Source organism: Kluyvera sp. NPDC087067, from assembly GCF_044745165.1.
Classification (GTDB): domain Bacteria; phylum Pseudomonadota; class Gammaproteobacteria; order Enterobacterales; family Enterobacteriaceae; genus Kluyvera.
Map to the genome: position 1 here is coordinate 399,298 of NZ_JBIUZS010000001.1, position 13,678 is coordinate 412,975.

At 54.7% G+C, this 13,678-nt stretch carries 9 protein-coding genes; 6 read left to right on the forward strand and 3 right to left on the reverse strand.

Going from position 1 to position 13,678, the window contains the following annotated elements:
- Positions 1-281 precede the first annotated feature (281 nt).
- The 6 genes from pabC (at position 282) to ptsG (ending at position 6,285) form a co-directional block, all read left to right on the forward strand.
- Positions 282-1,091 carry an aminodeoxychorismate lyase gene (pabC, locus tag ACIPDS_RS01805; RefSeq protein WP_400732166.1) on the forward strand — a complete coding sequence of 270 codons (810 nt, stop codon included), beginning with the start codon at positions 282-284 and terminating at the stop codon, positions 1,089-1,091.
- A 1-nt stretch (position 1,092) separates the two neighbouring features.
- A complete protein-coding gene (yceG, locus tag ACIPDS_RS01810; RefSeq protein ID WP_400732167.1) occupies positions 1,093-2,115 on the forward strand; it encodes a cell division protein YceG in 1,023 nt (340 codons plus the stop codon).
- Complete coding sequence (tmk, locus tag ACIPDS_RS01815) at positions 2,105-2,746, forward strand: dTMP kinase (protein WP_166514222.1); 642 nt, start codon at positions 2,105-2,107, stop codon at positions 2,744-2,746. The genes yceG and tmk overlap by 11 nt, the downstream gene beginning before the upstream one ends.
- Positions 2,743-3,747, forward strand: a complete 1,005-nt coding sequence (gene holB / locus ACIPDS_RS01820) for a DNA polymerase III subunit delta' (protein ID WP_400732168.1) — start codon at positions 2,743-2,745, stop codon at positions 3,745-3,747. The genes tmk and holB overlap by 4 nt, the downstream gene beginning before the upstream one ends.
- Positions 3,748-3,757: 10 nt before the next feature.
- On the forward strand, positions 3,758-4,552 hold the full coding sequence (locus ACIPDS_RS01825) for a metal-dependent hydrolase (RefSeq protein ID WP_400732170.1): 795 nt from the start codon (positions 3,758-3,760) through the stop codon (positions 4,550-4,552).
- A 299-nt stretch (positions 4,553-4,851) separates the two neighbouring features.
- Positions 4,852-6,285: a PTS glucose transporter subunit IIBC gene (gene ptsG / locus ACIPDS_RS01830; RefSeq protein WP_400732171.1), complete on the forward strand. Its 1,434-nt coding sequence runs from the start codon at positions 4,852-4,854 to the stop codon at positions 6,283-6,285.
- Positions 6,286-6,541: 256 nt separating this feature from the next.
- Here ptsG and fhuE read toward each other — a convergent pair whose 3' ends face one another.
- From fhuE to melR, 3 genes are all read right to left on the reverse strand, one after another.
- Positions 6,542-8,728 (reverse strand): ferric-rhodotorulic acid/ferric-coprogen receptor FhuE, encoded by a 2,187-nt coding sequence (gene fhuE, locus ACIPDS_RS01835; RefSeq protein WP_400732173.1) that lies wholly within the window; start codon positions 8,726-8,728, stop codon positions 6,542-6,544.
- Between the two features lie 269 nt (positions 8,729-8,997).
- Positions 8,998-12,444, reverse strand: a complete 3,447-nt coding sequence (gene mfd, locus ACIPDS_RS01840) for a transcription-repair coupling factor (protein ID WP_400732174.1) — start codon at positions 12,442-12,444, stop codon at positions 8,998-9,000.
- A gap of 118 nt (positions 12,445-12,562) precedes the next feature.
- A complete protein-coding gene (gene melR / locus ACIPDS_RS01845) occupies positions 12,563-13,489 on the reverse strand; it encodes a transcriptional regulator MelR (RefSeq protein WP_400732175.1) in 927 nt (308 codons plus the stop codon).
- Between the last annotated feature and the right edge of the window lie 189 nt (positions 13,490-13,678).

Sequence of the window (13,678 nt, forward strand, 5' to 3'; positions counted from 1 at the left end):
GAAAGTAACATTTCTTCCAGACTGGATGGATTATATTGTAACTATATTTAAATATGCATGTTATTTTTCTACATATGATATTAATTAAATCTAAAAATATTGACTCGGTAAATGCTGATGATTTCGTTAAATGTATTGATGGGATGTATTTTATTTCTCATTGTCAGCAACAGTGGGCTTGGTATTTCAGAATTACAAGCATCGCTGCGGCTTTTCGTATTGGTAATTTTGATGTGTCACGAATACAATGAAGCCAGTGCGTAATAATATACGGAGAATGAATGCAATTAATCAATGGATCGCAGACTGACACATTGCCTGCGAACGATCGAAGCGTTCAGTTTGGCGATGGCTGCTTTACCACGGCGCGCATTGTAGAGGGTCAGGTGTGTCTGCTTGATAGGCATCTACGCCGTTTACAGCAGGCCTGTGAACGACTTGCCATTCCTTTTGTCGATAAAGACCTGCTGCTTACGGAAATGAGGTCTTTGGCCGCCGGGCAGGAGACGGGCGTTCTCAAAGTGATTATTACCCGTGGTAGCGGTGGCCGCGGGTATAGCGGCGCACTTTGCCAACAACCTACGCGCATTCTTTCTCTTAGCCCCGCCCCCACGCACTACCATCGCTTAAAAGAGGAGGGCGCAATCCTCGCGCTCAGCCCCGTGCCACTTGGGCGTAACGCGTACCTCGCAGGAATAAAACACCTCAATCGCCTTGAGCAGGTGATGATTCGTTCTCATCTTGAGCAGACGGACGCCGATGAGGCCCTTGTCCTTGACAGCGATGGGTGGCTTACGGAATGCTGTGCGGCTAATTTGTTCTGGCGCTGCGGGCAGGACGTTTTTACGCCGCGCCTCGACAAGGCCGGCGTAAACGGCGTGATGCGGCAGTTTATTATGGCGCAATTGGCACACTCGCCGTATCGCGTTGTCGAAGTCATGGCGCCGCTGTCCGCGCTGGCGCAGGCGGATGAAGTCCTGATGTGTAACGCGCTGATGCCGGTCATTCCCGTACAGCGCTTTGGGGACCAGCAGTGGTCGGCCCGTGAACTTTACCAATTTTTAGCCCCACTTTGTGAGTCATCTGATTAGCATGAAGAAACTGTTACGCATAACGTTATTGATAGTGGTTGTCCTCGGTATTGCCGCCGGCGTGGGCATGTGGAAGGTGCGTCAATTGGCGGACAGTAAGTTGCTGATTAAAGAGGATACCGTCTTTACCCTTAAGCCCGGTACCGGGCGTCTGGCATTGGGCGGGCAGCTTTATACTGAGAAGGTGCTTAACCGTCCGCGGGTTTTCCAGTGGTTACTGCGCCTGGAGCCTGAACTGTCGCACTTTAAAGCCGGGACTTATCTGCTGACGCCACAAATGACCGTCCGCGATATGCTAAAGCTCATTGCCAGCGGTAAAGAGGCGCAGTTCCCGCTGCGTTTTGTTGAAGGAATGCGTCTTTCTGACTACCTGAGACAGCTTCGCGATGCGCCCTATATCAAACATACTCTGAGCGACGATCAATACGCGACCGTTGCTAAAGCCCTGGCATTGGATAACCCGGAATGGGTTGAGGGTTGGTTCTGGCCGGATACCTGGATGTACACCGCGAACACCACCGATATCGCTATTCTTAAGCGCTCCCACCAGAAGATGGTGGCGGAAGTGGACAAAGCCTGGGAAGGTCGCGCTGAAAACCTCCCTTATAAAGATAAAAATCAGTTTGTCACCATGGCCTCTATCATTGAAAAAGAGACCGCGGTGGCGGAAGAACGCGATCGCGTGGCATCGGTCTTTATCAACCGCCTGCGTATCGGGATGCGGCTGCAAACTGACCCGACCGTGATCTACGGGATGGGTGAAAACTACGATGGCAAGCTCTCGCGTAAGGATCTTGAGACGCCAACCGCGTATAATACCTACACTATTGCCGGTATGCCGCCGGGGGCGATTGCCAACCCGGGCGAAGCCTCGCTGAAGGCCGCCGCGCATCCGGCGAAAACGCCGTATCTCTATTTTGTTGCCGACGGTAAAGGCGGACATACGTTTAATACCAATCTTGCAAGCCATAACCGGTCGGTGCAGGATTACCTGAAAGTGCTAAAGGATAAAAATGCGCAGTAATTACATCGTCATTGAAGGACTGGAAGGGGCGGGTAAAACCACCGCGCGGGACGTGATCGTCGAAACGCTGCGAGACCTCGGCATCAACGACCTGCTGTTTACCCGCGAACCCGGCGGCACCGTGCTGGCAGAGAAGCTGCGCAGCCTGGTGCTGGACATCAAATCGGTTGGCGATGAAGTGATTACCGATAAAGCGGAAGTGCTGATGTTTTACGCCGCCCGTGTGCAGCTTGTGGATTCAGTGATTAAACCGGCGCTGGCGCAAGGTCAGTGGGTGATTGGCGACCGCCACGATCTCTCGACGCAGGCCTATCAGGGCGGTGGACGCGGTATCGACCGCCATATGCTGGCAACGCTGCGCGATGCGGTACTGGGCGACTTCCGTCCCGATCTGACCATTTATCTCGACGTGACCCCGGAAGTGGGCCTGAAGCGTGCGCGTGCGCGTGGCGATCTTGATCGTATCGAGCAGGAGTCGCTGAACTTCTTCAACCGTACCCGCGCGCGTTATCTGGAACTGGCTGCGGCCGACGCCAGCATTCGCACCATAGATGCGACACAGCCGCTTGAAAAGGTGATGAGTGACATCCGTGCCACCGTCACCACCTGGGTTGCGGAGCAACAGGCATGAAATGGTATCCGTGGTTACGCCCGCCGTTTGAACAGCTTGTGTCGAGCTATCAAGCGGGAAGGGGTCACCATGCGTTGTTGATTCAAGCGCGTGCGGGCATGGGTGCCGATTCGCTGGCCTATGCCATTACCCGTTTTCTGATGTGTCACCAGCCTGATGGTCACAAGAGCTGCGGCCAGTGCCACAGCTGTCAACTGATGCAGGCCGGAACGCATCCTGATTATTACGTTTTACAGCCTGAGAAAGGCAAAAGTACGCTGGGTATTGATGCGGTGCGCGGGGTGAGTGAAAAACTCTACGAACACGCCCGTTTGGGTGGGGCGAAAGTGGTGTGGATCGCCGATGCGACCCTGCTGACCGAAGCCGCGGCCAATGCATTGTTAAAAACGCTGGAAGAACCGCCGAAAAATACCTGGTTCTTTCTCGCCTGTGAAGAACCCGCGCGTTTGCTGGCGACGATGCGTAGCCGCTGCCGACTCTATCACCTGGCCCCGCCGAGCGAGCAATATGCGCTGGCGTGGCTTGAGCGTGAGATGACCGCGCCCCGGGAATCGCTGCTGACGGCATTACGGCTTTGCGATCATGCGCCAGCCGCCGCGCTTGAGCTGCTGGCTGCCGAGTCGTGGGCCGCGCGTGAAAAGCTGTGTCAGGCGCTGGGTATCAGTCTGAATAACGGCGACTGGCTGGCGCTTTTACCTGCGCTGAACCACGATAGCGTCGTCCAGCGACTACACTGGCTGTCAACGTTACTGCTGGACGCGATGAAACAACAGCAGCGGATCGTACGCTTAACCAACGTCGACCACGCCGAGCTGGTGAATCAGCTGGCGAACGCTTTATCGGCTTCCCGATTGCAGGCCATTGCCGCTGATGCCTGCGTTTGCCGGGAACAGCTGTTAAGCGTCACGGGGCTTAACCGCGAACTTATCCTCACCGAGCGCCTGTTGCGCTGGGAACAGTATTTGCAACCTGGTGCGGTACTGCCAGTATCCCACCTCTAAGAGAGACATTATGTTTTTAGTCGACTCGCACTGCCATCTTGATGGCCTTGATTACCAATCCCTGCATAAAGACGTTGACGATGTGATGGCGAAAGCCGCCGCACGGGACGTTCGTTTTGCACTTGCCGTCGCCACGACCTTGCCGGGCTATCGTCAAATGCGCTGTCTAGTCGGGGAGCGCCCGGAAGTGGTGTTCTCCTGTGGCGTACATCCGCTTAATCAGGATGAGGCGTATGACGTTGAAGATCTGCGCCGCATGGCCGCAGAAGAGGGCGTTGTCGCCATGGGCGAGACGGGGCTTGATTACTTTTATACCCCGGAAACCAAAGCCCAACAACAGCTGTCATTTCGCCAGCATATCCAGATTGGCCGTGAGCTGAATAAGCCGGTGATTGTGCACACCCGCGATGCGCGTGCCGATACGCTGGCTATCCTGCGTGAAGAAAACGTGATGGATTGTGGCGGTGTACTACACTGTTTCACTGAAGACACTGAGACGGCGGGTAAGCTGCTGGATATGGGGTTCTATATTTCGTTCTCCGGGATCGTCACTTTCCGCAATGCGGAGCAGTTACGTGAAGCCGCGCGCTACGTTCCACTGGATAGACTGCTGGTTGAGACCGACTCTCCGTATCTGGCACCGGTGCCGCATCGTGGCAAGGAGAACCAACCGGCGATGGTGCGCGATGTCGCGGAATACATGGCCGTGTTGAAAGGCGTAAGCGTAGAACAGCTGGCGCAACAGACGACGGACAACTTTGCGAACCTCTTCCATATCGATCCTACCCGCCTACAATCTGCCTGATTTTGCGACTTATTTTAATGCTCGTAATTAATGTTCAAAGCGAGTACAGTTCACCGCCGTAAAAGTGGCGGTGAACGTCAATCTGCCAATAAACGGGCCAGTTTATTGTAAAGAAGATTAAAATTCTAAGTCATAACCGTTTGGAATGTGATAGCGGTCAAACAAAACTCAGGGGAATTATTTTACTCTGTGTAATTAATAAAGGGCGCTTTAGATGCCCTGTCCCTGGTGAGTCTCTCCCCACTCACTAATGCGTGAAAACGTAGATAAAAGTACAAATACTCAGGAGCACTCCTAATATGTTTAAGAATGCATTTGCTAACCTGCAAAAGGTCGGTAAATCGCTGATGCTGCCGGTTTCCGTGCTGCCTATCGCAGGTATCCTGCTGGGCGTCGGTTCCGCAAACTTCAGCTGGCTGCCAGCCGTCGTTTCTCATGTTATGGCAGAAGCGGGCGGTTCCGTTTTCGCCAACATGCCACTTATCTTCGCTATCGGTGTTGCATTAGGCTTTACCAATAACGACGGTGTATCTGCGCTGGCTTCGGTTGTTGCCTACGGCATCATGGTGAAAACCATGGCTGTGGTTGCTCCTCTGGTGCTGCATTTGCCTGCGGAAGAGATCGCGGCTAAACACCTGGCGGATACCGGCGTATTAGGCGGTATTATTGCGGGTGCGATCGCGGCGTACATGTTCAACCGCTTCTACCGCATCAAGCTGCCTGAGTATCTGGGCTTCTTTGCCGGTAAACGTTTCGTGCCGATCATTTCTGGTCTGACCGCGATCTTTATGGGTATCGTGCTGTCCTTCATCTGGCCACCGGTAGGTACTGCTATTCAGACCTTCTCGCAGTGGGCGGCTTACCAGAACCCAGTCGTGGCATTTGGTATTTACGGCTTCATCGAACGCTGCCTGGTGCCGTTTGGTCTGCACCACATCTGGAACGTTCCTTTCCAGATGCAGATTGGTGAATACACCAACGCAGCAGGTCAGGTGTTCCACGGCGACATCCCTCGCTATATGGCAGGTGACCCAACTGCGGGCAAACTGTCCGGCGGCTTCCTGTTCAAAATGTACGGTCTGCCGGCTGCGGCTATCGCTATCTGGCACTCTGCTAAACCAGAGAACCGTGCAAAAGTCGGCGGCATCATGATCTCCGCTGCGCTGACCTCTTTCCTGACCGGTATCACCGAGCCAATCGAATTCTCCTTCATGTTCGTGGCGCCGATCCTGTACATCATCCACGCTATTCTGGCAGGTCTGGCATTCCCGATCTGTATTCTGCTGGGGATGCGTGACGGGACTTCGTTCTCTCACGGTCTGATCGACTTTATCGTACTGTCCGGTAACAGCAGCAAACTGTGGCTGTTCCCGATTGTCGGTATCTGCTATGCGGTAGTCTACTACGTCGTTTTCCGCGTGCTGATTAAAGCACTGAACCTGAAAACGCCGGGTCGTGAAGACGCGACTGAAGATTCTAAAGCTACGGCAACCAGCGAAATGGCGCCTGCGCTTGTCGCCGCCTTCGGTGGTAAAGAAAACATCACTAACCTCGATGCTTGTATTACCCGTCTGCGCGTAAGCGTAGCCGATGTCGCGAAAGTGGATCAGCCAGGGCTGAAGAAACTCGGTGCGGCGGGTGTGGTTGTTGCAGGTTCCGGCGTTCAGGCGATTTTCGGCACTAAATCCGATAACCTGAAAACCGAAATGGACGACTACATTCGTAATAACTAAGTTATTCGATGTGATAGGTTTGGGGAGACTAAGGCAGCCGAATGGCTGCCTTTTTTACGTTTGTGGGTTGGGTAGACATCCCGGCGTCGCTGCGCTCGGCCGGGCTACGCCCTAAACGGTAGGCCGGATAAGGCAACGCCGCCATCCGGCATTCTGCGCTTATTTGCCTGATGGCGCGAAGCTTATCAGGCCTACGGGCTAAACGGTAGCCCGGGCGAGGCGTTTACGCCGACCCCGGGGAAGCTCATGAAGGGCATCAGAACTGGTAACTTGCCGTGACGCTCACGTTACGCGGTTCGCCGTACACGATAGAACCATCAATATTGGTATCGTAGGTTTTGTCGAACAGGTTGTTGAGGTTGCCCTGTACGGAAAAGTTCTTCGTAACCTGGTAGCGGGTGAACAGATCGACCAGCGCATAGCTGCCCTGTTCTGCACGGAAGGTACCAAACGGTGTGACGGTATCTTTATAGACGCGGTTTTGCCAGTTCACGCCGCCGCCCACAGTGAGCTCAGGCATTGCCGGCAGACGATAGCGGGTAAACAGTTTCACGCTGGTACGCGGCAGGTTCGGGTTGACCGCATTGCCTTCATTATCTTCCGCCACAAATCGCGTTGCGCCAAAGGTCATCTGCCAGTTATCGGTAAGCGCGCCGTTTATCTCAAACTCCACGCCTTTGCTGACGGTTCCGTCTGCGGTGGTATAAGCAATATCCCCCGCGCTGCCCGGAATCGGGTTGCCCGTCGATTGGCCCAGATTATCCTGCTCAATACGGAACACCGATAACGTTGTGGTCAGGCGGCTGTCCATCCAGTCGGATTTCAGGCCCAGCTCGTAGTTATTCCCGGTAATCGGCGTCAGGTATTTCCCTGAGCTATCGCGCACGTTCTGCGGCTGGAAGATAGAGGTATAGCTGGCGTAGGTTGACCAGTTATCGTTGATGTCATAAACCAGACCCGCATACGGCGTGGTGTGGTTTTTCTCCATCGTGTAGCTGAGCGTATCAATGCTCCAGTTGGTATAGCGCGCGCCGAGAATCAGGTGCAGCGGATCGGCAAGCGTCACGCGGGTTGCCGCATACAGCGATTTCATGCGCGTGGTATCGTCCTGCGCCAGACTTTGCGGGTTCCAGTTGGTTTCCGGGAAGGTGGCGCTATCAAAATTATTGAAGCTACCGACTTCATCCGGGAATACGTTCGCCCACGAGCTGAAATAGCGGTTGTTTTGCTTACTGTAGCTGCCGCCCACCATCATATTATGCTGACGACCAAACAGGTCATAACTGCCGTCGGCAAACAGGTCCAGCGCATCGACTTTACGTTTACCGCTGTTCCATCCGGTGCCGCCAACGTAATCAAAGCCTGGGCCGTAGTTACCGTAAGGCCCAACCAGCATACCGGTATTCTTATCGACATAGGCGTCGATATACATGGTTTTACTGTCGAACTTAATCTCGGTATGCGTGGCGTTAAGCGTCGCCTGCCAGGTGTCGGCAAAGCGCTGCTTTAAGGTCATAAAAACTTTATTGCTATCTTTATCGTTATAAGCCCAATCCGGCGCGGTGCTGTGCGCACGGTCGTATTGACGGCTGCTGCCGTCGGTATTCCAGCGCGGCAGGCCGCCCCAGGTTGGGCTATCGACGTTGATTCGCTGATACTCGTAGCCTGCGGAGAGGCTGGTGGCGGAACCTAAGTCTGCATCGAGAATACCGGAGAAGAACGTTTTGTCGCTGTTGTAACGGTCAAGCCAGGAATCATTATTTTGGTAGCCGGCCACAATACGCGCGCGCACGTTACCGTCTTCGGTTAGCGGGCTTTGCAGGTCGGTGACATAACGCTGCTTATTCCAGCTACCGTATTCGGCGGAAACATTGCCGGTGAATTCACGGCTGGTGGCGTGCTTGCGGATCATATTGATTGACGCGGAGGGATTACCGGTGCCGGTCATCAGTCCGTTAGCACCACGAACCACTTCCACACGTTCATAGAGCGCGGTATCGGACAGGGCATCGCCCAGATTCCAGCGGGATTCAAAATAGGTGGGAATCCCGTCGACCATATAGTTATCGATTTCAAAACCGCGGGAGTAATAGCTGTTGCGGTCAGAGTCGGCCTGACTACGGCTGATGCCGGTGGTGCTGTCCATCACATCACCCAGGGTTTGCAACTGCTGATCCTGCATACGCTGCTCGCTGATGATGCTGACTGATTGCGGAATATCGCGCTGCACCATCTGCATTTTCGTACCGGCTGTCGTCGTCTTAACGCTGTAGTCCTGTTTTTGCGTATCGCTACTGCTATCGGACGAGGAACCTTCGACAACAATCGTGTCTTCAGTTTTATCAGCGGTCATGCCCAGTTGAGGGTAGAGCGCCAGCGCAATGCCGACAGCAATCAGAGACGGCGCGGTACGACCATCCCGGGTGTTGGAAGTGAAAGACATGGTAAACCCTTAATCAAATGAGAATTATTTTTCTCCGCAGCTCTACGGCCACGGTCAATCGTTGCTACGCGCATATGTCGTAGTGAATGCAAATGAGAAATATACGCATTTTTATTAAAATGTAAACAGAGGTAAGCAAGAGAAATGGCGCGTAATGAAACGGCTTTTTAGTTAATTCATGAGCAGGAAAAGTGCGGATGGGGGGAAACTTTGGGGAAGCGAGTCCGTAAGCGGTAGCGGGTACGTTGACGTACCCGCGACAATTACCGTCAGGCGAGGGCGTTTTCTTCAAGTTGCTGCATAAACTGACGCACCCAGTCCATGCGCGTTTTACGCTCGGCCAGTTCCTGGAAGAAGCGCAGACGCGTCGGGCCATCTAACCGATAGTGCTGCGGTTGTTTTTGCAGCAAACCGATAAGCCAGGAAGGATTGACGTGATTTTTCTCGGCAAACTCAATGACGCCGCCTTTGTCGTTGCCTTCAAGCTTGCGGATCCCAAGCTTCTGCGCCTGCTGACGTAGACGCGCAATGTCCAGCAGGTTGCGCGCGGCGTCCGGTAACAGGCCGAAGCGGTCAATCAACTCGACTTTAATCTCGTCAAGCTCATGCTCACCTTTGGCGCTGGCGATACGTTTGTAGAACGACAGACGCGTATTTACATCCGGGATATAGTCATCCGGTAGCAGCGACGGCATCCGCAGCTCAACTTCCGTCTGCTGGCTGGTGAGATCTTCAAGCGACGGCTCGCGCCCCTCTTTAAGCGCATCGACGGCGTTTTCCAGCATCTCCATATACAGCGAGAAGCCGATAGATTCCATCTGCCCACTCTGACCTTCACCCAATAGCTCACCCGCGCCACGAATCTCAAGGTCGTGGGTCGCCAGCGCAAATCCGGCGCCTAAATCTTCCAGTGAGGCAATGGCCTCCAGACGCTTTTGCGCATCGGTCGTCATCGCTTTTGGATGCGGCGTTAACAGCCAGGCATAGGCCTGATGGTGGGAGCGCCCCACGCGGCCTCTGAGCTGGTGAAGCTGCGCCAGGCCAAAGTGATCGGCGCGCTCAATGATGATGGTGTTGGCGGTCGGAATATCGATACCGGTTTCGATGATGGTGGTACACACCAGCACGTTGAAACGCTGGTGGTGGAAATCATTCATCACCCGTTCCAGTTCGCGCTCGCGCATCTGACCGTGGCCGATGGCAATGCGGGCTTCCGGCACCAGTTCGGCAAGTTTATCCGCCGCTTTCTGAATATTTTCAACGTCGTTGAACAGATAGTACACCTGACCGCCGCGCAGCGTTTCACGCAAAATCGCTTCGCGCACCACCAGGCTGTCGTACTCGCGGACGAAGGTTTTGACCGCCAGACGGCGCGCCGGTGGCGTGGCGATGATCGACAGATCGCGCATACCGCTCATCGCCATATTCAAGGTTCGCGGAATCGGCGTTGCGGTGAGCGTCAGAATATCGACGTCGGCGCGCATCGCTTTGATACGCTCTTTGTGGCGCACGCCGAAACGGTGCTCCTCATCGACAATCAACAGCCCAAGATCGCGCAGCTTAACGTCGCTTTGCAGCAGTTTATGGGTGCCAATCAGAATATCAATCTTACCTTCGGCGGCCTCGGCCAGAATCTGGGTTTGCTCTTTGGCACTACGAAAACGTGATAACACTTCAATCCGCACCGGCCAGTTGGCAAAGCGGTCGCGGAAGTTATCGTAGTGCTGCTGAGCGAGCAGGGTAGTGGGTACCAGCACCGCGACCTGCTTGTGGTTTTCGACGGCGAGGAAGGCGGCGCGCATTGCCACTTCGGTTTTGCCAAAGCCAACGTCGCCGCACACCAGACGATCCATCGCCAGCGGCTGGCACATATCGCTTAAAACGGCGTTGATGGCCTGCGCCTGATCCGGCGTGGTTTCAAACGGGAAGCTGTCGCAGAATAGCTGGTACTGCTCCTTGTCGTGCTTGAAGGCAAAGCCCTCTTTCGCCGCACGCTGGGCGTAGATATCCAGCAGTTCAGCCGCCACGTCACGCACTTTTTCAGCCGCTTTCTGCCGCGCGCGTGACCAGGCATCGCTACCCAGTTTATGCAGCGGCGCACTCTCGTCCGCGCCACCCGCGTAGCGACTGATAAGGTGCAGCGACGACACCGGCACATACAGCTTGGCGTCGTTGGCATAGATAAGCATCAGGTACTCGGCGGTGATACCACCGGTTTCCAGCGTCGTCATGCCGGCATAACGCCCAACCCCGTGCTCAAGATGCACCACCGGCTGACCGATATGCAGCTCCGCCAGGTTGCGAATTAAGGTATCCGGGTTAATGGTGCGGCGAGAGTCCTGACGGCGACGCGCCACGCGCTCGCCCAGGAGATCGCTTTCGCAGATAAGCGCGCGGTTATTCTGGGTGTCGATAAAACCATGTTCGGCAGCGCCAATCATCAGATAGCGCTGGTTGCCCTCCGCCTCGTCAAGACGCTGGATGCGTTTAGGCGCAAGCTTAATACGCGCCAGCAGTTCACCTAGCGCTTCACGGCGGCCTTCACTCTCCACCGAAAAAATAACCGGCCCGCTAAAGGACTCAATAAATTTTCGCAGATTATCCAGCGGCGCTTTATTTTGCGCCTGCACGGAAAGATCCGGCAGCGGCTGGAAGCCCATATTGACGTGGGCCGCTTTTTTCGCCAGATGCTCCGTCTTAAGCTGGACGCGCGGCCATTTTTTCAGCTCGCTGTTGAGCTCGTCGGTGCGAAGCCAAAGGTGAGCAGGGGCCAGCAGCGGGCGCATCGGATCAACGCCGCGGTTCTCAAAGCGGGCCTGGGCATCGGCCTGAAAACGGTTGGCGCTGGTGTCGATATCACCGGTATTCACCAGCAGCGTATTGGCCGGGAAGTAGCTAAAGAGCGGCGGTAGCGGCTCGCTAAAGAACAGCGGCTGCCAGTACTCGATCCCCGCCGGTAACGTGCCTTTACTCACTTGCTGATAGATATGCTCGGCATCGCGCTTAACGTCAAACTGGTCGCGCCACTGGCTGCGGAACAGTTCAATGGCGGCTTTATCGGTCGGGAATTCGTGCGCGGGCAGCAGATTGATGGCGTCAACTTCATCAAGCGTCCGCTGGCTGTCGACGTCAAAGACGCGCAGGCTATCAATTTCATCATCAAAGAAATCAAGGCGGTACGGCTGGTCGCTGCCCATGGGATAGAGGTCGAGCAGCGCGCCACGGATGGCGTATTCGCCGTGTTCCATCACCTGATCAACATGGCGGTATCCGGCGCTATCAAGCTGGTTACGCAGCGCATCACGCGACAGGCGCTGTCCTTTTTTCATCACCAGCGCGTGGCCGTGCAGGAAGCTATGCGGGCAGACGCGCTGCATTAAGGTGCTGACCGGCACAATCAACACGCCGCGCTGCATGGTTGGCAACTGATACAGCGTTGACAGGCGCGAGGAGATAATATCCTGATGCGGCGAGAAGCTGTCGTAAGGCAGCGTCTCCCAGTCGGCGAGGTTCATCACCAGCGCATCGGTGAACTGGCCAATTTCGTCATGCAGGCGCAGAGCGTTTTGCATATCCGGGGCGATTAACACCACCGGGCCGGGATGATGTTCTGCGATGTCAGCGACCACCGTCGCACAAGCGGCACCGGTCAGTTCGCCAAGCAGGCGTTGCTCACCGGGTTTCGTCGGTAAGGCATAACGGGCATGTTCAGGCATAGTCAGCGCACGTTCTCCAGAATAAAAGCCGTGTTCGATACGGTAATCATATCAATCTTATACGCTTATTATCCGTGATGGTGGCGGGAGTGCAACCGTTGAAAAAGACGATAATGCTTCAGACAGGCTGTCGGCGCTGCTGGCTCAACTTGCGGTATTGCTGCGGCGACATGCCGACCAGCTTGCCGAATGTGCTGTAAAAACGGCTGCTGGAGCGGAATCCGGCGGTCATGGCGATATCGAGAATCGTTTTATCGGTGTCGCTCAAAAGCGCACGGACGTGGTTGATCCGCATGGCGGTAATGTACTGTTTAAGCGTTAACTGCATGACGCGCTGGAAAATACCCATTGCATAGTTGGCGTTGAGTTTCGCATGCTCGGCAACATCGTTAATGGTTAATGCCTGATCGTAGTTATCGGCAATGAATCCCAGCATCTGGCTGACGTAAAACTGTGCGTGACGGGAGACGCTATTTTTATGCGTGCGCGAGGTTTTGTTGAGCAAAATAGGCTGCCAGCCGGAGAGGCTAAAGCGCTTAAGCATCAGGCCGATTTCATCGATCGCCAGCTGCCGAATCTGTTCGTTCGGGCTGCGCATCTCCTGCTGCCAGCGTAATACCTCAAAGGTGCTGAGTTGTTGGGTCGCCAGCGATTTAATCACCATGCCGTGGGTGACGTGGTTAATCAATTCGCGGTCCAGCGGCCAGGAGAGAAAAAGATGCATCGGCAGGCTGAAAATCGCCATCTTTTCGCAATGGCCGATATGGGTGAGCTGGTGCGGGGTGCAGGCCCAGAACAGGGTGATGTGGCCTTGTTCTATCTGAACCACTTCGTTATTGATCAAATACTCAACGTCGCCGTCAAACGGCACGTTCACCTCAACCTGACCATGCCAGTGGCTGGCGGGCATAACGTGCGGGCGTCGTAGCTCAATATCCATCCGCTGATATTCAGAATACAACGCCAGCGGGCTACGGGTCTGCTTCTCATCACCGTTGCACATATGCGGGTCGGGCGGGAGGAGGGTTATCGGATCAATATTCATGATGACTCCATTTCCTGAATTATCAGAATCATGGCAGGTTTCTGGCCTGGTGACCGAGAATGCCGACACAAAAGTCATACTTTTCTTTAAGCATAGGCCTGATTGCAGGCGCATTACTCTGCTTTTCCGCCGACATTGTCCCATAACCTCAGATTTACGCGCTCTGTGCAGACGATCTGAGTTTATGGG